At 73.8% G+C, this 22,063-nt stretch carries 17 protein-coding genes and 2 pseudogenes; 1 reads left to right on the top strand and 18 read right to left on the bottom strand.

Annotation, left to right across the window (positions count from 1 at the left end; all coding sequences use genetic code 11):
• Positions 1-40: 40 nt before the first annotated feature.
• The 11 genes from tmk to ACIGEZ_RS08090 form a co-directional block, all read right to left on the bottom strand.
• Positions 41-3,340, bottom strand: coding sequence for a dTMP kinase (tmk, locus tag ACIGEZ_RS08140; protein ID WP_399827260.1), 3,300 nt, complete (start codon positions 3,338-3,340; stop codon positions 41-43).
• A 106-nt stretch (positions 3,341-3,446) separates the two neighbouring features.
• Positions 3,447-6,284 carry a type I DNA topoisomerase gene (topA, locus tag ACIGEZ_RS08135; RefSeq protein ID WP_399827257.1) on the bottom strand — a complete coding sequence of 946 codons (2,838 nt, stop codon included), beginning with the start codon at positions 6,282-6,284 and terminating at the stop codon, positions 3,447-3,449.
• Positions 6,285-6,510: 226 nt separating this feature from the next.
• Entirely contained in the window at positions 6,511-6,708 is a 198-nt protein-coding gene (locus ACIGEZ_RS08130; RefSeq protein ID WP_399827255.1) for a hypothetical protein, read from the bottom strand.
• 127 nt (positions 6,709-6,835) lie between these two features.
• Entirely contained in the window at positions 6,836-7,261 is a 426-nt protein-coding gene (locus ACIGEZ_RS08125) for an ABC transporter permease (protein WP_399827252.1), read from the bottom strand.
• 16 nt (positions 7,262-7,277) lie between these two features.
• Positions 7,278-7,541, bottom strand: a complete 264-nt coding sequence (locus ACIGEZ_RS08120; RefSeq protein ID WP_399827249.1) for a hypothetical protein — start codon at positions 7,539-7,541, stop codon at positions 7,278-7,280.
• 139 nt (positions 7,542-7,680) lie between these two features.
• The gene (locus ACIGEZ_RS08115) at positions 7,681-8,172 is read right to left on the bottom strand and encodes a hypothetical protein (RefSeq protein WP_399827247.1); all 492 of its coding nucleotides are present in this window, start codon (positions 8,170-8,172) and stop codon (positions 7,681-7,683) included.
• A 52-nt stretch (positions 8,173-8,224) separates the two neighbouring features.
• Entirely contained in the window at positions 8,225-9,784 is a 1,560-nt protein-coding gene (locus tag ACIGEZ_RS08110; protein ID WP_399827244.1) for a methyltransferase, read from the bottom strand.
• 71 nt (positions 9,785-9,855) lie between these two features.
• Complete coding sequence (locus ACIGEZ_RS08105; RefSeq protein WP_399827242.1) at positions 9,856-10,527, bottom strand: small secreted protein; 672 nt, start codon at positions 10,525-10,527, stop codon at positions 9,856-9,858.
• A gap of 201 nt (positions 10,528-10,728) precedes the next feature.
• Positions 10,729-13,107 (bottom strand): sodium-translocating pyrophosphatase, encoded by a 2,379-nt coding sequence (locus ACIGEZ_RS08100; protein ID WP_399827239.1) that lies wholly within the window; start codon positions 13,105-13,107, stop codon positions 10,729-10,731.
• Between the two features lie 275 nt (positions 13,108-13,382).
• Positions 13,383-13,841, bottom strand: coding sequence for an ATP-binding protein (locus ACIGEZ_RS08095; RefSeq protein ID WP_399827236.1), 459 nt, complete (start codon positions 13,839-13,841; stop codon positions 13,383-13,385).
• 31 nt (positions 13,842-13,872) lie between these two features.
• Complete coding sequence (locus tag ACIGEZ_RS08090) at positions 13,873-14,226, bottom strand: STAS domain-containing protein (protein WP_399827234.1); 354 nt, start codon at positions 14,224-14,226, stop codon at positions 13,873-13,875.
• Between the two features lie 80 nt (positions 14,227-14,306).
• On the opposite strand from ACIGEZ_RS08090, the gene ACIGEZ_RS08085 reads away from it, so the two are divergent.
• Positions 14,307-16,904, top strand: coding sequence for a DEAD/DEAH box helicase (locus ACIGEZ_RS08085; RefSeq protein ID WP_399827232.1), 2,598 nt, complete (start codon positions 14,307-14,309; stop codon positions 16,902-16,904).
• A 31-nt stretch (positions 16,905-16,935) separates the two neighbouring features.
• On the opposite strand, the pseudogene ACIGEZ_RS08080 reads toward ACIGEZ_RS08085, so the two are convergent.
• From ACIGEZ_RS08080 to ssd, 7 genes and pseudogenes are all read right to left on the bottom strand, one after another.
• Positions 16,936-17,178, bottom strand: a pseudogene (locus ACIGEZ_RS08080) (Rv3654c family TadE-like protein); the annotation flags it as partial.
• A gap of 26 nt (positions 17,179-17,204) precedes the next feature.
• Positions 17,205-17,561: a TadE family type IV pilus minor pilin gene (locus ACIGEZ_RS08075; RefSeq protein ID WP_399827230.1), complete on the bottom strand. Its 357-nt coding sequence runs from the start codon at positions 17,559-17,561 to the stop codon at positions 17,205-17,207.
• On the bottom strand, positions 17,548-17,763 hold the full coding sequence (locus tag ACIGEZ_RS08070; protein ID WP_399827604.1) for a DUF4244 domain-containing protein: 216 nt from the start codon (positions 17,761-17,763) through the stop codon (positions 17,548-17,550). Before ACIGEZ_RS08070 ends, ACIGEZ_RS08075 begins: the two co-directional genes overlap by 14 nt.
• A 44-nt stretch (positions 17,764-17,807) precedes the next feature.
• Complete coding sequence (locus ACIGEZ_RS08065) at positions 17,808-18,596, bottom strand: type II secretion system F family protein (RefSeq protein WP_399827227.1); 789 nt, start codon at positions 18,594-18,596, stop codon at positions 17,808-17,810.
• Positions 18,593-19,456, bottom strand: a complete 864-nt coding sequence (locus ACIGEZ_RS08060; protein WP_399827225.1) for a type II secretion system F family protein — start codon at positions 19,454-19,456, stop codon at positions 18,593-18,595. Before ACIGEZ_RS08060 ends, ACIGEZ_RS08065 begins: the two co-directional genes overlap by 4 nt.
• Positions 19,453-20,619 (bottom strand): TadA family conjugal transfer-associated ATPase, encoded by a 1,167-nt coding sequence (locus tag ACIGEZ_RS08055; protein WP_399827222.1) that lies wholly within the window; start codon positions 20,617-20,619, stop codon positions 19,453-19,455. Before ACIGEZ_RS08055 ends, ACIGEZ_RS08060 begins: the two co-directional genes overlap by 4 nt.
• Positions 20,616-21,709: pseudogene (gene ssd / locus ACIGEZ_RS08050) on the bottom strand (septum site-determining protein Ssd). The gene ACIGEZ_RS08055 and the pseudogene ssd overlap by 4 nt, the downstream one beginning before the upstream one ends.
• Positions 21,710-22,063: the final 354 nt, after the last annotated feature.

The following is a 22,063-nucleotide window of genomic DNA, read 5'->3' as shown; positions in this document are numbered from 1 at the left end:
CCGACGCGGCCGGGGGTTCCGTACGCGGGAGCCGGATCGGTCAGCTGCGGCGGCCGCGCCCCGCCCCGTGGTCGTCGTCATCGTCGTACGAACCGAGCAGCTCGTCCGCCAGCGTCGGCAGGTCGTCCAGCGGGGTCTCCTCCGCCCAGTCCGAGCGGCGCCGCGGCCGGCCCTGCTCGTCGACCTGGGGCAGCTCGCGAGTGCGGTCGTTCGCACCGGCATCGTCCGCGGACGCCTCGCGGAAGAAGTCCTGCGGCACCCGGTCGGCCGGATCCGCGTCCCGTACCGGCCGCGGCACGGACGTCTCGTCCACGTCCCGTACCGGCCGCAGCACGGCCGTCTCGTCCACGTCCCGGATCTGCGGCAGCACGGCCGTCTCGTCGTTCGGCTGGACGACGGGGGTCGCGACCGTGACCTCGTTCGGGGACACGGTGGGCGGCACCTCGTCCGGCTTCACGACGGGCGTCGCGACCGTGATCTCGTTCGCCGACTCCTCCACGGCCCGAGCGGCGGCGGCCCTCTCGGCAGCCGCCTTCGCCGCGGCGGCCTTCTCGGTGGCGGCCTTACGGGCGACCTGCTGCGCGGCCGCCTTCTCCGCGGCATCCTTCTCCGCGGCGGCCCGCTCGGCAGCGGCCTTCTCAGCAGCCGCCCTCTCCACAGCGGCCTGCGCCGCCGCGGCCTTCTCGGCGGCGGCCTTACGGGCAGCCTCCTCAGCCGCCTTGAGAGCGGCCTCCTCCGCGGCCTTGCGCGCCGCCTCCTCGGCGGCCTTCGCCGCAGCGGCCTCCGCCAGCCGACGGGCCTCCTCCGCGCGGACCAGCGCCTCCTCGGCCTTGCGCTGCTTCTCGCGGCGGCGCTCCTCGGCCTCGGCCCGCAGCCGGGCCTCCTCCTCGGCCTGCTTGCGGAGCCGTTCCTCCTCCTCGCGGCGGGCCTTCTCCTCGGCCTCGCGCCGCCTGCGCTCCTCCTCGGCCGCGATCCGGGCCTCCTCGGCGCGCTTCCGGGCCTCCGCCGCCTGCCGCTCGGCCTCCAGACGGCGGGCTTCCTCCTCCTCGGCCTTGCGGCGGGCCTCCTCCTCGGCGCGGAGCCTGGCGAGCTGCTCCTGGCGCTCGCGCTCCAGGCGCTCCTCCTCCGCCTTGCGGGCGGCCTCCTCCTCGGCGCGGCGCCGGGCGTCCTCCTCGGCCTTGCGGCGGGCCTCTTCCTGGGCCTTCACCTCGGCCTCGGAGAGCGGCAGCATGCGGTCGAGCCGGTGGCGTACGACGGTGGTGACGGCCTCCGGCTCCTGACCGGCGTCGACCACGAGGTAGCGGCCGGGGTCGCCCGCCGCGAGGGCCAGGAATCCGGCCCGTACCCGCGCGTGGAACTCCGGCGGCTCCGACTCGAGGCGGTCCGGAGCCTCGGTGAAGCGCTCGCGGGCGGTCTCCGGGGAGACGTCGAGGAGCACGGTCAGGTGCGGGACGAGCCCGCCGGTCGCCCAGCGGTTGATGCGGGCGATCTCGGTCGGGGACAGGTCGCGGCCGGCGCCCTGGTAGGCGACGGACGAGTCGATGTACCGGTCGGAGATCACCACCGCGCCCCGCTCCAGGGCGGGCCTGACCAGCGAGTCGATGTGCTCGGCGCGGTCCGCCGCGTACAGCAGGGCCTCGGCGCGGTTGGACAGGCCCGTGCTGGAGACGTCGAGCAGGATCGAGCGGAGCCGCTTGCCGATCGGTGTGGCACCGGGCTCGCGGGTGACGACCACCTCGTGGCCCTTGGCCCTGATCCACTCGGCGAGCGCCTCGACCTGGGTGGACTTGCCGGCGCCGTCGCCGCCCTCCAGGGCGATGAAGAAGCCGGTCGCCGCCGGTGCCTGGGCCGGGTCGGCGCCGCGCAGCGCGTCGCTCAGGTCGCGGCGCAGCGGGACGCCAGCGCGGTCGTCGGTCCTGGCGAGGACGAGCGCGGCGACCGGCAGCAGCAGCGCGCCGACCAGCATCAGGGTGAACGCGGCACCGCCGTGGGCGAAGACGAAGCTGCCGGAGGCGAGCCGGTGCGGGCCGATCCCGGCGGCGAGCAGCGGGGCGGCGAGGGCGCCCACGCCGATGCCGACCCGGGCGACGGCCTGCAGGTGCTCGGTGACCCTGGGCCTGCGGGCGGCCTCGGTCTCCTGGTCGACGAGGCTGTGCCCGGTCCGGGCGGCGACCCCGGCTGCGTAACCCGCGAGGGCGGCGAGCGCGAGCACGCTCGCGGTGTCGGGCACGAGGCCCATCGCGAGCAGGGCGATGCCGGTGACAGCGACGGCGAGGGCGAGCAGCCGGCGCCGGGAGAGCACGGTGAGGACGGATCCGGCGGTACGGATGCCGAGGGCGGTGGCGCCGCTGAGCGCGAGGATCAGCAGGGCGTACGTGACGGGCCCGCCGCCGAGGTCGTACGCGTGGAGCACGGCGACGGCCGCCGCGGCCGCGATGGCGCCGGCGACGGTGGCGCAGGCCAGGACGAAGACCGGCAGCGCTCCCGTACGGCCCTTCTCGGGGCCCTGCCCGTCGGAGCCGGTCGGCCGGCGCAGGCCCTCCAGGGGCGAGCGCGGCCGCGGGGTGTGGTCGCCGGGCAGCTCGACGAAGTACAGGACGGAGACGGAGGCGGCGAAGAGACCGGCGGCGACGTACGCGCCGAGGGCGGCCTGGTGCAGCGAGAACCAGTCGATGCCGCTGCCGAGCAGGTTGCCCAGCAGCGTCGCGAGCAGCAGCACGCCGGCCGCCGCGGGCACGGACAGGAACCCGGTCCGCAGACTGAGCGTGCGCAGCGCGCCCAGGTGGTCCGGCAGCGGCCGCACGGCGGCGCCCTCGATCGGCGGGTCGGGCAGCAGCGCGGGAGCCGCGCCCTCCTTGGCGATGGTCCACAGGCGCTCGGCGGCGCCGCACACGAAGACGGTGCCGAGCAGATAGGCGAGCGCCGTGTCGGGCGTCCAGTCGATCCACAGCGGGGCGATGACGAGCAGCGCGAGCCGTACCGCGTCGGCACCGATCATGGTCCAGCGGCGGTCGAGCGGCCCGCCGGGCGCGGTCAGCGCGGTGAGCGGGCCGAGCAGGACGGCGCCGAAGAGCACGGCGGCGAGCATCCGGGCGCCGATCACCGCGGCCACGGCGAAGGCCGCGCCCCGGTATCCGCCGCCGAGGGCGCCGGAGGCGACGGCCGCCTGAAGGCCGAGCAGGACGAGCACGAGGAAGGCGAGGGCGTCGCCCGTGCCGCCGACCAGTTGGGCGCTCCACAGCCTCCGCAGGGGCTGATGGCGCAACAGGGCCCGTACGGCACGCTCCCGGGAATCGGCGACGAGTGCGGCGTCGGTGTCTGGCTGCTCTGCTCGCGTCATCCGTCCACCCTATCCGGACGCCCTTGCTCCCCGTGGCCTTCACCCGAACAAAGAAGCGGGGAGGGCAGGGGCCACGGCCCCTGCCCTCCCCGCTACGAGAGCAGCGTCACTCCGGCTTGGCGGCCGCCGTCTTCTTCGCGGCGGTCGTCTTCTTGGCCGTCGTGGTCTTCTTCGCGGCGGTGGTCTTGGCCGCCGTCTTCTTGGCGGCGGTCTTCTTCGCCGTCGTGGCCTTCTTGGCGGTGGTCGCCTTCTTGGCCGGCGCCTTCTTGGCCGCCTTCTTCGCGGGGCCCTTGGCCCGCTTCTCGGCCAGCAGCTCGTAGCCGCGCTCCGGCGTGATCGTCTCGACGCTGTCGCCGGTGCGCAGGGTCGCGTTGGTCTCGCCGTCCGTCACGTACGGGCCGAAGCGGCCGTCCTTGACGACCACGGGCTTCTCGCTGACGGGGTCGGTGCCGAGCTCCTTCAGCGGCGGCTTGGCGGCCGCCCGGCCACGCTGCTTGGGCTGGGCGTAGATCGCCAGCGCCTCCTCCAGCGTGATGGTGAAGAGCTGCTCCTCGTCCGTCAGCGACCGCGAGTCCGTGCCCTTCTTCAGGTACGGGCCGTAGCGGCCGTTCTGCGCCGTGATCTCGACGCCCTCGGCGTCGGCGCCGACGACGCGCGGCAGCGACATCAGCTTGAGCGCCTCCTCGAGGGTCACCGTGTCGATCGACATCGACTTGAAGAGCGAGGCCGTACGCGGCTTGACCGCGTTCTTGCCGGTCTTCGGGGTGTCCTCGGGAAGGATCTCGGTGACGTACGGGCCGTAGCGGCCGTCCTTGGCGACGATCTGGTTGCCGCTGACGGGGTCCGCGCCCAGCGCGAAGTCGCCGCTCGGCTTGGCGAACAGCTCCTCGGCGTACGCGACGGTCAGCTCGTCGGGCGCCAGGTCCTCGGGGACGTCGGCGCGCTGGTGGCCCTCCGCGTCCTTCTCGCCGCGCTCGACGTACGGGCCGTAGCGGCCGACGCGCAGCACGATGCCCTCGCCGACGGGGAAGGAGGAGATCTCCCGGGCGTCGATGGCGCCGAGGTCGGTGACCAGCTCCTTCAGGCCGCCGAGGTGGTCGCCGTCGCCGTTCCCGGCGTCCGCCGCACCGCCCTCGCCGGCGCCGCCGCCCTCACCGAAGTAGAAACGCTTCAGCCACGGCACCGCCTGGGCCTCGCCGCGCGCGATGCGGTCGAGGTCGTCCTCCATCCGGGCGGTGAAGTCGTAGTCGACGAGCCGCCCGAAGTGCTTCTCCAGGAGGTTGACGACGGCGAAGGAGAGGAACGACGGCACGAGCGCCGTCCCCTTCTTGAAGACGTAGCCGCGGTCGAGGATGGTGCCGATGATCGAGGCGTACGTCGACGGGCGGCCGATCTCGCGCTCTTCCAGCTCCTTGACCAGGCTGGCCTCGGTGTAGCGGGCCGGCGGCTTGGTCGCGTGGCCGTCGGCGGTGATCTCCTCGGCGCCGAGCGCGTCGCCCTCGGCGACCTGCGGCAGGCGCCGCTCGCGGTCGTCGAGCTCCGCGTTCGGGTCGTCGGCGCCTTCCACGTACGCCTTCATGAAGCCGTGGAAGGTGATCGTCTTTCCGGAGGCCGAGAACTCGGCGTCGCGGCCGTCGGCGGCCGTGCCGCCGATCTTCACGGTGACCGAGTTGCCGGTCGCGTCCTTCATCTGGGAGGCGACGGTCCGCTTCCAGATCAGCTCGTAGAGCCGGAACTGGTCGCCGGTCAGACCGGTCTCCGCCGGGGTGCGGAAACGATCACCCGAAGGGCGAATCGCCTCGTGCGCCTCCTGGGCGTTCTTGACCTTGCCCGCGTAGACGCGCGGCTTCTCCGGCAGGTAGTCGGCGCCGTAGAGCTGGGTGACCTGCGCACGGGCCGCGGACACGGCCGTGTCGGACAGGATCGTGGAGTCCGTACGCATGTAGGTGATGAAGCCGTTCTCGTACAGCTTCTGCGCCACCTGCATGGTCGCCTTCGCACCGAAGCCCAGCTTGCGGCTCGCCTCCTGCTGGAGGGTGGTGGTGCGGAAGGGGGCGTACGGCGAGCGGCGGTACGGCTTCGACTCCACCGAGCGGACGGCGAAGCGGGTGCCGGCGAGGGAGGCGGCGAGCGCGCGGGCCTTCTCCTCGTCGAGGTGGAGCACGTTCTCGCTCTTCAGGCGGCCGTCGGCGCCGAAGTCACGGCCCTGCGCGACGCGCTTTCCGTCGACCGTGTTCAGGCGGGCGACCAGCGAGGACGGGTCGGACGGGTCACCGGCGCGGCCGGTGGAGAAGGTGCCGGTCAGGTCCCAGTACTCGGCGGAGCGGAAGGCGATGCGCTCGCGCTCGCGCTCGACGACGAGCCGGGTGGCGACGGACTGGACGCGGCCGGCGGACAGGCCGCGCATGACCTTCTTCCACAGGACCGGCGAGACCTCGTAGCCGTAGAGCCGGTCGAGGATGCGGCGGGTCTCCTGGGCGTCGACCATCCGCTTGTTCAGCTCGCGCGGGTTGGCGACGGCCTGCTGGATCGCGTCCTTGGTGATCTCGTGGAAGACCATCCGGTGGACCGGGACCTTGGGCTTCAGGACCTCCTGGAGGTGCCACGCGATGGCTTCGCCCTCGCGGTCCTCATCGGTGGCGAGGAAGAGCTCGTCGGACTCGGCCAGCAGCTCCTTGAGCTTCCTGACCTGCGCCTTCTTGTCGGCGTTGACGACGTAGATGGGCTGGAAGTCATGATCGACGTCCACGCCGAGCCGGCGCACCTCGCCGGTGTACTTCTCCGGCACCTCCGCGGCACCGCTGGGGAGGTCGCGGATGTGCCCGACGCTCGCCTCGACGACATAGCCGGGGCCGAGGTAGCCCTTGATCGTCTTCGCCTTGGCAGGCGACTCGACGATGACGAGTCGGCGGCCGCCCTGTGCGGTCTCGCTGGTCGGGGACAACTTCGCTCTTCTCTCCGGTCGACGCTCTCTGGCACGTACGGCGCTGGCACGCACGGCAGCGGCACGTACGGTGACACTGTCGTCGCTGCGGAGTGTGACGGTACAACCCGCCCCCGTGTCAAACGGCGAAAGCCCGCAACGGCCACTCGAACGGTAACCCGACTTCCGCCCTTCCTGCCGCCCGGACTCCCGGTCGGGCCCCGGCGTCGCTCGAGAGCGACCCGCGTCACAGCCGTCCGAAGCACCAGATCCCGAGAACGAGGAAGAGCGCGCCGACGAGGGTGGTGAGGACGGCGGCGGGACGCGGCTCGACGCCGAGCGCGACGGGCTCGCCCTGCCGCACCCGCACCCCCGCCCACAGCAGCAGCGCGGCCCCGAACAGCGTGAACGCCCCTCCCGCGAAGATCGCCGGCCCGCTCTCCATGCCCGTACCCCGTTCCCTCGCCTTGGCCTCGCCGCGGTGGCCGGCCGACTCCCGGAGCCGAGGCTGGCACCTCCCGGCATCAGTGGAGCGAATTCCCGGTGAACGGCACGGACGGCCGCGAACGGTTTCACGAGGATGGCCGGTACTCCCCCTTCCTCCTCTCTTCTTCGTCAGATCGCCTTTCCACGTCGCATCGCTCTTCACCTTCGCCGCGGGACGCCGGGGCGTCACACGACGGGGTCCCGGGCAGGGTGTCCCGCGGCACGGCGGCGCCTGTCAGGAGGAGCAGCGCCGAACTCGCCGCCTGCGGCACCAGGAACACGTCGCGGAAGCGAAGCCCGAGCGCCCCGAGCACGAGCCCGGAGGCCGAGCAGGCGACAGCGGCGACCAGCAGCACCAGACCGATCCCGGGCGGCGCGCCCGCCGGTACGGGCAGGCCGAGCACGGTCACGGCGACGGTGAGCACGAAGGCGCCGACGAGCAGTCCGTTGAGCACGTACGGCAGGGCCCGCCCGGCCCACAGCGGCAGGCGGTGGCGGGGCGAGAGCAGCACGGCCCCCGAGGGTGCCTTACCGGCGCTCGTGCGCGACGGCCATCGTGCCGCCGTACACGCAGGAGGCGGAAGCTGCGAGCACGGCGTGGCCGACAAGAGGGAAACGGTCGTCGGCGACGCCGAGTTCCCGCCCGAGGAAGACGAGGAAGAAGACCGAAAGGGCCGGGCCCACCAGCAGAGTTCCGATGAACATCGACGGGGTCGTCCAGTTGGGGAGGGCGCGGTACGAGATCGCCCCGCCGCCCACGAGCTGCCGGCCGGAAGCACGGAAGCGGAACATCTCGATGAGACCTTTCAGGCGAGCCGTCAGGTGAGAGCGAGGGTCGCGGCGGCACGGGCCCGGCGTTCCACCCGGCCGAGGACGAGGACGGCGGCCAGGGCGTAACCGGAACCGAGCGCCACGGCGCCGGGCAACGCGGTCAGCACGCCCCTGCCGGAGGTCGCCGCGTGCACCGCGCCCCAGGTGGTGGGCAGCGCCCAGGAAGCGGGTGCGTCAGGTCGCGGGCGGCGACCGGGTCGACGCCGATGGACGGCTCGTCGAGGAAGAGGGCGTCGGGTGGTGCGGCAGCCCGCGGGCGATGTGCAGCTGACACCACCGGCCAGTACGGGGCGATGCCCTCGTCCCACCAGGCGGCGTACGCGTCGGCGAGCGCCGCGCAGGCGGCCTGCGGGTCCGTCAGATAGGGCCGCAGGAACGGCTCGTCGGCCGCCCCCGGACAGCAGACGGTGGCCTGGGCGCGCACGCACGCGGGGTCCGTGGCCCGCGGCAGGTCCAGCTCCCCGTACACGTCGGGGTGGCCGACGGGCCGGGGCAGCAGGAAGTCGGAGACCTGCTGCCGCCCCTCGGCGAACAGGTCCCACAGCGGCCGCGCCCGCTCGTCCCCGCGCCACACCGCGCGGGCGTGCCCCACCCAATCCCGGTACGGCCAGGAGGGGCGACGGGCGGGCACAGCTCGATCCGTATCAAGCGGCGCCCCCTTCCCGGCCCTCCTCGCCGACGGGCAGCAGGAAGCCCTCCTCCACCAGGAGCCGGATCGCCTGCGGGGTGCGGTCCCGCAGCATGACCGGGTCCTCGCCGGTGAGCTGCCCGATGGCGTCCAGGATCCGCCCCGCGCTCAGCGAGCCGTCGCACACGCCCGCGAACCCGGCCGCCACGTGATCGACCCGGGTGGCCCGGCGCATGCCCCGGTTCTGGCGCAGCACGACGTGCTCGGGGTCCTCGGCCCCGGGCAGGCCGACCTGTTCCTGCACGACCTCGGGCGCGAGGGCGAACCGGTCGGCGAGCAGCGCCGCGTCGTCGTGACCGCGCAGATAGTCCTGGCGCGCGAAGTGGGCCCGTACGGTGTCGCCGAGCGGCTGCTCGACGGGGTGCGGCCACTCCTCGACGACGATCGAGGGCTCGAGCGCGCCGGAGGCGACGGCGGGATTCTTGCGCAGGGTGATCCAGCCGAAGCCGATCGCCTTGGTCTTGTGCGCCTCGAACTCGTCGAGCCACCGCCCGTACGCGAGGCGGTACTCGTCCGGGTCGCCTCGGTGGTCGCCGCTGTCGCGCAGCCACAGCTCGGTGTACTGCGTGACGTCCTGGACCTCGCGCTGCACGATCCAGGCGTCGCAGCCACGCGGCACCCAGGAGCGCAGCCGCTCCTGCCACTCCTCGCCCTCGACGTGCTGCCAGTTGGCGAGGAACTGGGCGTATCCGCCGTCGTTGAGCCGCTCCCCCGCCTCCTGTACGAGCGTGCGGCACAGGTCGTCGCCGCCCATGCCGCCGTCGCGGTAGGTGAGCCCGGCGCCGGGGGAGATCACGAAGGGCGGGTTGGAGACGATCAGGTCGTACGTGTCGCCGTCGACCGGCTCGAAGAGCGAGCCCTGCAGCAGTTCGGCGCCGCGGGCCCCGGAGAGCGCGAGGGTGAGCCGGGTGAAGTCGAGAGCGCGCGGGTTGAGGTCGGTGGCGGTGACCAGGGTGGCGTGCTGGGCCGCGTGCAGCGCCTGGATGCCGGAGCCGGTGCCGAGGTCGAGGGCGGTGGCGACGGGGGTGCGGACGGTGAGGCCGGCGAGGGTCGTGGACGCCCCGCCGACGCCGAGGACCACGCCTTCGTCCCGCTTGCCGATGCCGCCGGCCCCGCCGACGGCGCAGCCGAGGTCGGAGACGATGAACCAGTCCTCGCCGTCCGGGCCGCCGTAGGGCCGGACGTCGACGGTGGCGAGCACGGTGTCGTCCTCGCGGACCACCCACCCGTCGGCGAGCGCCTCGGCCAGGGGCAGGGCCGCGGCGGCCCGCTCCCGCTCGACGCCCCGCTGGAGCAGGAAGAGCCGGACGAGGGTCTCCAGCGGGGAGTCCCCGCGGGTGGCCCGCAGCGCGGGCACGGTCTCGCTGCGGGCGAGCGCGGCGTAGGCCTGGGCGCCGAGCAGGTCGAGCAGACCGTCGGCGGTGAAGTCGGCGGCGAGCAGCGCCTCACGCAGGCGGGCGGCGTGCGTGGGCACCGGGAGGCTGGGGGTCGTGCTGGTCGTACTCACGTGCCCCATTGTGACGGCCGCCACCGACATCGGGCGGGCCGACCCGGCGGGCGACCGTCATCGCGTGCCGGAGAGGCCGGCTACTCCTCGCTCTTGCCCGTGGAGGCGGACGGCTTGGCCGGCGTCTTCGGCGCGGTGGCCGGGGCCGTCGGTTTGCCGGACGGGGTGGAGCCCGGCTGCGGGGAGGTGTCGGCGGAGGGCGGGAGGGACGCCTTCGGGGTCTGGCAGCCCGGCTGCTTGGCCATGGCCTGGCCGAGGTCGCCGGCCTGGAGCTTGGCCACGGCGTCCTGGTCCATGTTCTGGATCTTCGCCAGGTTGTCGGAGACGACCTTCAGGCCGTCCGCGAACTTCTGCTGGTTCGACGTGTCGAGCGCGTCGACCTGCTTCTTCAGCCCGTCGTACGCCACGGCCGTCGCGTTGAGCTCCTTGATGGCGTCCTGCTGGATCTTCTCGCCGTTGTCGACGGGCGGCGCCCCGGCGGCCTCGACGGCCTTGGCCAGGGCGCGGTCCGCGTCGGCGATGTCCTGGAAGGCCTTCGAGTCGGCGGCCTTGATCGTGACGGGCTTGCTGTCGGCCGCCGTGGAGATGATCAGCTGGTTGGCGTTGGCCCGCTTCTGGATCTGTGGCTGGGCCTGGTCGCAGAACGTCTTGGCCCAGTCGTTGACCTTGTCGCCCTCGTCGTCGCTGCAACCCGACAGCGCGAGCACCAGTACCGCGCCGCCGGACAGTGCGGCCGCAAGCTTCTTGTTCACCGGATCGGTCCCTTCCAAGGCTCTCGGCCCCGGAACATACACGCCGTGCGGACGGCTTCCACCGATCGTGCGACCGATTCATCCGATATTGCAGCCTTTTGCACTACGAAGACAGGGGCGGACGTCACGTCAGAACACGCCGCCCGCCCCTGCCTTGACGATCCGTTACGCCGATCGCCACACCCTTCGACACACCCTTCGCTACGGCGTCACCGCAGCGTCCGGCGACGTGCCGTTCCGCTCCGCGGAACCACCCCCCGACTCCTCCTCCGGCTCCTCCTCCACGGTCACCGAACGCCGCTTGGAGACCCGTACGGCGGCCACGATGACGACGATCGCGACGACGGCGACCAGCGCCCGCATCCCGGCACTGGCGTCGTCCCCGAAACTGAACTGCACGACGGCCGGCGCGATCAGCAGCGCGACCAGGTTCATCACCTTCAGGAGCGGGTTGATCGCCGGGCCGGCGGTGTCCTTGAACGGGTCGCCGACGGTGTCGCCGATGACGGTCGCCGCGTGGGCCTCGCTGCCCTTGCCGCCGTGGTGGCCGTCCTCGACCAGCTTCTTGGCGTTGTCCCAGGCGCCCCCGGAGTTGGCGAGGAAGACGGCCATCAGCGAGCCGGTGGCGATCGCCCCCGCGAGGTACGAGCCGAGCGCCCCGACGCCGAGCGTGAAGCCGACCGCGATCGGCGCCATCACGGCGAGCAGCCCGGGCGTGGCGAGTTCGCGCAGGGCGTCCTTGGTGCAGATGTCGACGACCCGTCCGTACTCCGGCTGTTCGGTGTGGTCCATGATCCCGGGGTGTTCGCGGAACTGCCGCCGCACCTCGTAGACCACCGCTCCGGCCGACCGGGACACGGCGTTGATGGCGAGCCCCGAGAAGAGGAACACGACGGCGGCGCCCAGCACCATCCCGAAGAGGTTGTTGGGCTGGGAGATGTCCATGGACAGGTTCACCTCGCTCGCCTTGGCCCCCACCTCGGCGACGGAGGTCGCGATGGCGTCCCGGTACGAGCCGAACAGCGCGGCCGCGGCGAGAACGGCGGTGGCGATGGCGATGCCCTTGGTGATCGCCTTGGTGGTGTTGCCGACGGCGTCGAGGTCGGTGAGGACCTGCGCACCGGCGCCCTCGACGTCGCCCGACATCTCGGCGATGCCCTGGGCGTTGTCGGAGACCGGGCCGAAGGTGTCCATGGCGACGATCACGCCGACCGTGGTGAGCAGCCCGGTGCCCGCGAGGGCGATCGCGAACAGCGCCAGCATGATGGACGCGCCGCCGAGCAGGAACGCCCCGTAGACGGCGAGGCCGATCAGCAGGGCGGTGTAGACGGCGGACTCCAGTCCGATGGAGATGCCGGCCAGGATGACGGTCGCGGGGCCGGTCAGCGAGGACTTGCCGATGTCCCGGACCGGACGCCTGCTCGTCTCGGTGAAGTAGCCGGTGAGCTGCTGGATCAGCGCGGCGAGCACGATGCCGATGGCGACCGCGACCAGGGCGAGGATCCGCGGGTCACCGCCGTGGGTGGGGATGCCCGGCTCGGTGACGCCCTTGAGGTCGGCGTAGGAGGACGGCAGGTAGGCGAAGACGGCGACGGCGACCAGGGCGAGCGAGATCAGCGCGGAGATGAAGAAGCCCCGGTTGATCGCGGACATCCCGCTGCGGTCGGTGGCCCGCGGGGCGACCGCGAAGATGCCGATCATCGCGGTGACCACGCCGATCGCCGGCACCATCAGCGGAAACGCCAGGCCGAGGTCGCCGAAGGCGGCCTTGCCCAGGATGAGCGCGGCGACGAGCGTCACCGCGTACGACTCGAAGAGGTCGGCGGCCATGCCGGCACAGTCGCCGACGTTGTCGCCCACGTTGTCGGCGATGGTGGCGGCGTTGCGCGGGTCGTCCTCCGGGATGCCCTGCTCGACCTTGCCGACGAGGTCGGCTCCGACGTCGGCGGCCTTGGTGAAGATGCCGCCGCCCACCCTCATGAACATCGCGATGAGCGCCGCGCCGAGGCCGAAGCCCTCCAGGACCTTCGGCGCGTCGGCGGCGTACACCAGCACGACGCAGGAGGCGCCGAGCAGGCCGAGGCCGACGGTGAACATGCCGACCACACCACCGGTACGGAACGCGATCTTCATCGCCTTGTGCGCGACGGAGGTCAGGTCCTTCTCCGGCTCACCCGGGCCCGGCGTGGCCTCCCGGGCCGCCGCGGCGACCCGCACGTTCGCGCGTACGGCCAGTCGCATGCCGACGTATCCGGTGACCGCCGAGAAAAGCGCACCCACCAGGAAGAACAGAGATCGTCCGGCCCGCTGCGACCAGTCGTCCGCGGGCAGCAGCATCAGCAGAAAGAACACGACGACGGCGAAGACGCCGAGGGTGCGCAGCTGCCGGGCGAGATAGGCGTTCGCGCCCTCCTGGACGGCGGCTGCGATCTTCTTCATGGAATCGGTGCCCTCACCGGCCGCCAGTACCTGGCGGACGAGGACCTGGGCCACGACCAGCGCCGCGAGCGCGACGGCCGCGACGACGACCACGATCACGCGGTTCTCCTGTGTGAGTACCGCGGCTGCAAGACCCGCCATTCGTCCTCCTTGACGTTGCGAGGTCAAGATAGGGCGGATTGTAAGGAGAGAAACCTGATCAAAACAGGCCGCCGCAATCGCAATTCCCGAATACCTCACAAGTACCGCCGAATGCGGTAATGCTCCTAAAGCATTCGCGGTCGATCGGCGCCATGGGGGAATGAAAAGAGGCCCTGCAGGGCAGGGCCTCTTTTCACGCTCAACTGGGCGGCCGGGGGCTTCCCCGGCCGGTCGGCCGGCGGCTGGCGTCCGGCTCGCGTCCGGCTCACGTCCGGTCAGCCGTCGGCGGCGTCCGGGTTGGCGGGCCAGCTCATCCGGATGGTGCCGCCGTCCTCTCCGGCGCTCACCTCGACGTCGTCGACGAGTCCGCGGATGACCGCGAGACCCATCTCGTCCTCGCCATCAGCGTCGTCGAAGTCCTCGGCCGGGGCCGCGTCCCGCGCACCGGGCACGCCGGCGGCGTCGGCCGCCGCCACGCCCGCACCCGGCACCTCGTCGCCGACCTCGATGGAGAAGGTCTTCTCCTCCTCGGTCAGCACGACCCGTACGGGGGTGGTGACCCCGTTGCTGCGGTGCAGCCCGACCGCGCGGGAGCACGCCTCACCGACGGCGAGTCTGACCTCGTCGAGGACCGCCTCGTCGACCCCGGCCCGGCGCGCGACCGCGGCCGCCACCAGGCGGGCCGTGCGGACGTGCTCGGGCTGGGCGCTGAAGAGGAGTTCAACGGTGGCCATGGCGATCCCCCTGCGGTTTCTGGACGCGGCCTCAGTCGGCGGCGTTGACGGCCTCGTCGACCGTGCCGTGAATGGGGAACACCTTGGTGAGACCGGTGATCCGGAAGATCTTCAGAATGCGCTCCTGGTTGCAGACGAGACGCAGCGATCCCTCATGCGCGCGCACGCGCTTCAGACCGCCCACCAGCACGCCGAGGCCGGTCGAGTCGAGGAAGTCCACGCCTTCCATGTCGACAACCAGGTGGTAGCTGCCGTCGTTCACCAACTCGACCAACTGCTCGCGCAGCTTGGGCGCGGTATACACATCAATCTCGCCACCGACCTCGACGACCGTACGGTCGCCGTTCGGGCCGGGCACAGTGCGAGTCGACAGAGACAGGTCCACGGGGTCCTCCAGCACCTAGCTATCGAGCGGCCGTCCCTCAGGTCTCCCGGGCGGAGCCACGGGACGGTTCGCCGGCCGCGATGGCATTCAATCACTTACCGGCAGCCATGCACGACGCCTTGGGAGCATTGTCCCGCACGCCGGTGACACACTCGGTGCCGATGGCCAGGAATCACCGCCCCAGCAGACCCACCGGAGACACGGGCAACCGCCCCTCTCCCGGTCAGGTCCTCGACCGGCTCTCCGCAGGCGAGAGCCGGGCCGCGCGCATCACTCATACGGAGCATCTGCCCGCCCGGGAGGGCCGTCATGCCGTCTGGCCGCACCGCATCCGCCCGGAAGTGATCAACGCCATCCAACAGGCCGGGATCGAGCATCCCTGGGCCCACCAGGCAGAGGCCGCCGAGCACGCCCTGGACGGCACCTCCGTCGTGATCGCCACCGGAACCGCCTCGGGCAAGTCCCTCGCCTACCTCGCCCCGGTCCTTTCCACCCTCCTGGACGGCGCCGAGGCCGCCAACGGCCGCGGCACCACCGCGCTCTACCTGGCCCCCACCAAGGCCCTCGCCGCCGACCAGCGGCGCTCCGTGCGCGAACTGGCCGCCCCGCTCGGCAAAAGGATCCGGCCCGCCGTATACGACGGCGACACCCCGGTCGAGGAACGCGAGTGGGTCCGCCAGTACGCGAACTACGTGCTCACCAACCCCGACATGCTGCACCGGGGCATACTCCCCTCCCACCCCAGGTGGGCCACCTTCCTGCGCTCCCTGCGCTATGTCGTCGTCGACGAGTGCCATACCTACCGGGGCGTCTTCGGCTCCCACGTCGCCCAGGTGCTGCGCCGGCTGCGCCGCGTCTGCGCCCGGTACGGCGCCGATCCCGTCTTCCTCCTCGCCTCGGCCACCTCCGCCGACCCCGCCCAGGCAGCCGGGCGCCTCACCGGCCTGCCCGTCACGGAGGTCTCCGACGACGCCTCCCCACACGGCGAGCTGGTGTTCGCCCTGTGGGAGCCGCCGCTCACCGAGCTCCACGGCGAACAGGGCGCCCCGGTCCGCCGCACCGCCACCGCCGAGACCGCCGACCTGCTGACCGACCTGACCGTGCAGGGCGTCCGCTCGGTCGCCTTCGTCCGCTCCCGGCGCGGCGCCGAACTGATCTCGGTGATCGCCCAGGAACGCCTCGCCGAGGTCGACCGCTCCCTGGCCCGCCGGGTCGCCGCCTACCGGGGCGGCTACCTGCCCGAGGAGCGCCGCGCCCTCGAGCGGGCCCTGCACTCCGGCGAGCTCCTCGGCCTGGCCGCCACGACCGCCCTGGAACTGGGCATCGACGTGTCGGGTCTGGACGCCGTCGTGATCGCCGGCTACCCGGGCACCCGCGCCTCCCTGTGGCAGCAGGCGGGCCGCGCCGGCCGCTCGGGCGAGGGCGCCCTGGCGATCCTGGTCGCCCGCGACGACCCGCTGGACACCTTCCTGGTCCACCACCCCGAGGCGATCTTCCAGCGGCCGGTGGAATCGACCGTCCTGGACCCCGACAACCCCTACGTCCTCGCCCCCCATCTGTGCGCCGCCGCCGCGGAGCTCCCGCTCACCGACGCCGACCTAGCCCTCTTCGGCCCGGCCGTGCCCGAACTGCTGCCCCAGCTGGAGTCCGCCGGGCTGCTGCGCCGCCGCTCCACCGGCTGGTACTGGACCCGCAGGGAGCGGGCCGCCGACCTCACCGACATCCGGGGCGGCGGAGGCAGCCCCGTGCGGATCGTCGAGGCCGGCACCGGGCGCCTGCTCGGCACGGTCGACGAGGCCGCCTCCCACGCCTCCGTCCACGAGGGCGCCGTCCACCTCCACCAGGGCCGCACCTATCTGGTCCGCGAGCTCGACCTCAAGGACTCCGTCGCCCTCGTCGAGGAGGCGAGCCCGCCCTACTCGACCACCGCCCGCGACACCACCTCCATCTCCGTCCTGTCCACCGACACCGAGATCCCCTGGGGAGCCGGCCGCCTCTGCTTCGGCTCCGTCGAGGTCACCAACCAGGTCGTCTCCTTCCTCCGCCGCCGGCTGATCACCGGCGAGGTGCTCGGCGAGACCAAGCTCGACCTGCCGCCCCGCACCCTGCGCACCCGGGCCGTGTGGTGGACGGTCACCGAGGACCAGCTCGACGCGGCCCGGATCAACCCGGAGATCCTCGGCGGCGCCCTGCACGCCGCCGAACACGCCTCCATCGGCATGCTGCCGCTCTTCGCCACCTGCGACCGCTGGGACATCGGCGGGGTCTCCGTCCCGCTCCACCCCGACACCCTGCTGCCGACCGTCTTCGTCTACGACGGCCACCCGGGCGGCGCCGGCTTCGCCGAGCGGGCCTTCCACACGGCCGCTGCCTGGCTGACCGCGACCCGCGAGGCCATCGCCTCCTGCGAATGCGAGGCCGGCTGCCCCTCCTGCATCCAGTCCCCCAAGTGCGGCAACGGCAACGACCCCCTCCACAAACGAGGCGCCATCCGCCTCCTCACGGAACTCCTACGAGAGGCCCCGGCTGAGGAGGCCCCGGGCCGGGAGGCCCCGGGCCGGGAGGCGCAGGAGGCCCAGGAGGCCCCAGCGGCTCCGGAGGCCCCGCCGAGGGCCCAGGCGCCGGGCCGGGAAGGCCCGGGAGGGCCTCAGGGCCCGCACGGCCCGCCCGGGACCTGATCTCCGCCGCGTACGGGCCGACGGAGACCCTCGCGGTGACGTCCGCGATGTCCTCACGAACCCGGCACCGGACCACGGCGGCGCCCTGCGCCTCCGCCACGCGGGCCGCCGCGGCGCAGGCGTCGGTCTCGCCCCACAGGGCGCTGTCGGCCGCCGCGAGCGCCGCCAGGTCGGCCGCGCCGCCCGCTCGGTGCCGGGCGGAGACCGCCTGGCCGAGGGCGAGCACGGCGCCGAACACCACGCACAGGGCACAGGCCGCGAACGCCGTCCACACGGTCGCCGCTCCCCGGTCGGCCTCCCTCACGGCGCCGTCACCCCCACTGTGTCCTCGGCGAGCGCCGCCGCGTCGGCCCGCAAGGTGAGCCCCAGGCCGCCGGGACCGGGTGCCGAGGCCTCCACCGTCACCTGCCACAGCTCGCCGGACCGCGCGACGGTCACCTCCGCGCCCTCCGGGGCGGCGGCCCGCGCGGCCGCCTCCGCCGCCGGCACGGGCTCGGAGCGGGCCACGAGCCGCGCCCCGGCCCGGGCCGCGTCCACGCACTGGATCTGCGCGGCCGACGCGGCCAGCCCCCACAGCAGGGCCGTCGTGAACAGCACCAGGGCGGGCAGCGCGACCGCGGTCTCCACGGTCACCGACCCCCGGTCAGAACGGCGCATCGAGGGCCTTCCCGATCACCGACTCCAGGGCCTTGGAGACCGCCCCGCTGGTGAGGACCTTGTAGAGCACGGCCGCGAAAGCCGCCGCCGCGATCGTGCCCATCGCGTACTCCGTGGTGCTCATGCCGGCGTCGCGCCGCGCCGCTACCCGCCGGTCGGACCACCAACGGCGCACGGCCGCACCAACCTTCATGACCTGCATCGTCTTCATCACATCTCCCTCGTGTCGTCCACATGTCAGCCGTCTCATCGGGCGCCCAGCAGACCGCTCGCCAGGCCGATCACCACCGGGGCCACCCCCACCGCCAGGAAGGCGGGCAGGAAGCAGAGCCCCACCGGCGCGGTGATCAGCACCTGCGCCCGCTGTGCCCGGGCGGCCGCCGCCCGGGCGCCGGCCGCCCGCAGTCCCTCGGCGTGCCGCGCCACGGCCTCCGCCGCCGGCGCCCCGGAGGAGGCGGCCCGCTCCAGACAGCGGGCCAGCCCCTCCGCGCCCGGTATCGCGCCGAACCTCCGCCACACCTCGGCCGGTTCACCGCCGAGCCGCAGCTCGGCCGCCGTCCGCAGCAGCCGCTTCCCGACGGGTCCGCCCAACGGCCGGCCCACCGCCTCGGCCGACTCCCCCGGCGCCGCCCCGGCCGAGGCACAGGCCGCCAACAGATCGGCGGCGAGCGTCAGCTGACGTTCCGTCTCGGCATCCGACTGGACCGCCCCCGGCGGCCGCCCGGCCCGCCACCATCGCAGCCCCCAGGCCGCACCGATCCCGGCCACCGGGCCGAGCACCCCGCCGATCAGCAGGTAACCGACGAGGCCCGCCACGCAGGGCACGGCCCAGGCCCGCAACCGCGGCGGAAGGGCCGTCCAGCCCCGAGGCCGTCCCGCCCCTGCCTCTGCCTCTTCCTGTGCCGCCAGCAACACCGCGATCCGCCGGCGGGCCCGCCGGTCCCGGCGCCGCCCGGCCACCGCCCCGGCCGCCCACACCAGGGCGCACAGCACCACAAGAACCACCCCGAACCGGTGCAGAAGCTCTCCCGTCACGACTCCTCCCCTCCCCGCACGATCCGGGCCGCCCACCACAGCCCCAGCGCCTCCAGGACCCCGCCGACGACCAGGCATCCCAGTCCCGCGGGGGTGTGCAGCAGCACGGTCAGCGGCCGGGCACCGAGCACCGCCCCCAGCCCGAGACCCGCAACCGGCAGCACCGCGAGGACGGCCACCGTCGCCCAGGCCCCCGCCAGTTGGGCCCGCAGCCGCTCCCGTTGGTCGCGCTGGGCCCGCAGGGCCGCGTCCAGCCGGTCGAGCCCGGCGGCCAGGCCCGCGCCGCCGTCCACCGCCACCTGCCAGCAGGCCGCCATCCCGGCGAGCCCGTCGGCGCCGTCCTGCCGCGCCGCCCGCCTCAGCGCCTCCGGCACGTCGCCACCGAACCGGGCCGCGGCCAGGACCGCCGCCTCCTGCCCGCCGAGCGCCCCCGTCGTCCGCGCCGCGAACGCGAGCGCCTGCGCGGGCTGCCACCCGGCTCTCAACTCCCCCGCGACCGCCCCGCACAGGGCCACCACCCCGTCGGCGCGCGCCTCCCGCTCCCGCCGCGCCCGGGCCGCCCGCAGCCTGCGCCCCACCAGCGGCACCGCCGCCGCCCCCGCGAGCAGGGGCAGGACCGAGGCGCCGACGAGCGCGAGCACCGCCGCCAAGGGCAGGCACAGCCACTCCCGCCGCCTGCGCACCGCGTCCCGCCAGGACCCGAGGGCCGCGGGCCGGACCGTGCTCCAACCGCCTGGCAGTGCCAGGACCGTTCGCGCCCTGCGGACGGCGCGCTCCCGCTCTGCCGTCCACCACAGCGCCGCCCCCGCGCACAGCACGGCCGCGCCCTGTGCCGGAAGTCCGCCCGTGATCACCGTCATCGCTCCGTCCCTTCGCCGTTCGCGCCGATCAGCGACCGCAGCCGCTCCCAGCCCCGCTCCCGATCGAACCCGGCCGCTCCCCAGCGCAGGGCGGGCACCGTCACCACCAGCCCGTCCCGGTCCCGTTCGAGGACGTGCACCTCGGCGATCCGCCGCAGCCCCGACCGGTCCCGCACCAGGTGCAGCACCGCCGAGAGGCCGGCGCCCAACTGGCTGTGGAGGGCCGCCCGGTCGAGCCCAGCGGCCGTACCCAGGGCCTCCAGACGGGCCGGCACGTCGGCTGCCGTGTTGGCGTGGACGGTTCCGCAGCCGCCCTCGTGGCCCGTGTTCAGGGCGGCAAGCAGATCGACGGCCTCTGAACCTCTGACCTCACCGACCACGAGCCGGTCCGGCCGCATCCGCAGCGCCTGCCGCACGAGATCCCGCAGGGTCACGAGCCCGGCGCCCTCCTGGTTGGGCGGCCGCGCCTCAAGGCGCACCACGTGCGGGTGGTCGGGGCGCAGTTCGGCCGAGTCCTCGGCGATGACGATCCTTTCCCGCTCGCCCACCAGACCCAGGAGGGTGGACAGCAGGGTCGTCTTGCCCGACCCCGTGCCACCGCTGACGAGGAACGAGACCCGGGCCTCGACCAGGGCGCGCAGCACCGGCTCGCCGCCCGGCGGAACCGTGCCCGCCGCGGCCAGCTCCCCCACGGAGAAGGCCCTCGGCCGCACCACCCGCAGCGACAGGCAGGTCGAGCCGACCGCGACCGGCGGAAGGACGGCGTGCATCCGGGTGCCGTCCGGCAGCCGCGCGTCCACCCAGGGCCGGGCGTCGTCGAGCCGCCGGCCGGCCACGGCGGCGAGCCGTTGCGCGAGGCGCCGTACGGCTGCCGCGTCCGGGAACGTCACCCCGGTCGGCTCGAGGCCCGCGCCGCGGTCCACCCACACCCGGTCGGGTGCCGAGACCAGCACGTCCGTGACCCGCGGGTCGGCGAGCAGCGGCTCAAGCGGTCCGGTGCCGATCAGCTCGCTGCGCAACTCCTCCGCGGCACCCAGCACCTCGGTGTCGCCGAGCAGTCGTCCCTGGGCCCGCAGCGCCGCCGCGACCCGGGCCGGGGTGGGCTCGGCCCCGCTCTCGGCGAGCCGCTGCCGCACCGCGTCGAGCAGCCCCGCCCCGCTCATGCCGCACGCTCCGGGACGAGGACACGCTCCCAGAAGGCGGCGCAGAACCGGCCGAGCCCACCGCGGACGTCCGCCCCGGGCGGCGGCCCGCCCTCCCGCGCCGTCGACAGTCCCGGCTCGTAGGGGAGTTCACCGGCCAGCGGCAACCTCAGCGCGTCGGCGATCCACCGGTCGTCGAGCCCCGGTGCGTAGGGCCCCCGCACGACCACCCGTAGGTCCCGCAGCACCATCCCGACCGTCAGGGCAACCCGGTGGGCTGCGGCGACGGCCCGGAGCTCGCCGGGGACGACCAGGAGTCCGAGGTCGAGCTGGGCGAGTGCCTCGGCCACCGCCCCGTCGACCCGGCGGGGCAGATCGACCACGACGACCCCGCCGCGTCTGCGAGCCGCGGCCAGGACCGAGCGCATGGCCTCGGGCGGCACGACCACCGAGTCGCCCCGGTCCCAGCTGAGCACCCGCAACCCCCGCACCGAGGGCAGCGACTCCTCCAGGGCCCCACCCGCCACGCGCCCCTTCGAGGCCGCGAAGTCGGGCCACCGCCGGCCTTCGGCCCGCTCCCCGCCAAGCAGCACGTCGAGTCCACCGCCGAGCGGGTCGCCGTCGACGAGCAGGGTGCGGCGCCCGGCCCGCGCGGCACCGAGGGCGAGGGCGCAGGCGAGGGTCGAGGCCCCCGCTCCGCCGCGGCCGCCGATGACGCCCACGGTCAGCGCCTGCCTGCCGGCCCCTTCGACGGCGTCGGCGATCCGGTCGACGAGCCAGCTCTCGGCGCCGGGGAGGGTCAGCACGCCGTCGGCGCCGATCTCGACGCCGCGCCGCCACACGTCGGGGTCGTCGGCATCCCTGCCGACGAGGAGCACGCCCGGCCTGCGGGTGGCTCCGCGGCAGCGGCCGCTGCGTCGTCGCCGACCAGGACGAGCGGCGGGTCCGTCCAGCCCGTGCCGCGCTCGGGCACGGTGTGGTGCACCTCCGGCTCGGCGCCGGCCGCGGCGCAGAGCCGCAGCAGGTCGTCGAGGAGGGCGAGGTCCTCGGTCACGATCAGGGGCCGGGCCCGCCGCACCTCTTCCGCCCCCGCGCCCGCGCCCGGGCTCATGCCTGCGCTCCCGCCCGCGCCCGCCCGGTCGACCCACCCTGCCCAGTCGACCCGCCCCGCCCGGTCGGCCCGCCCTGCCCGGCCGACCCGGCCGACTCGCACCGGCGTTCCCGAAGTCTTCGATCCCTCCACGGCACACACCCCTCACGTGATTCCTGCGGTCCGCGAACTTCGCGGCCGGAATCACCGTGCAGCCGTCTCGGAAATCAAGTGGATCTTGCTGAAAAACTGTGGATAACCCACTGCTTGTGAATAACTTCGCCACCCAAACCGGTACTGCCCGGAGAGCAGTCCGACGACTACGCTGAGTGACGAAATGAGAGGTCGCGCGCCCGCTCGGCCGATGCCGCAGCG

Origin of the sequence: Streptomyces sp. NPDC085481 (genome assembly GCF_044541845.1) — a bacterium.
Classification (GTDB): Bacteria; Actinomycetota; Actinomycetes; order Streptomycetales; family Streptomycetaceae; genus Streptomyces.
The sequence above is the reverse complement of the archived record's forward strand: the minus strand, read 5'-3'. Positions and strand labels throughout refer to the sequence as shown.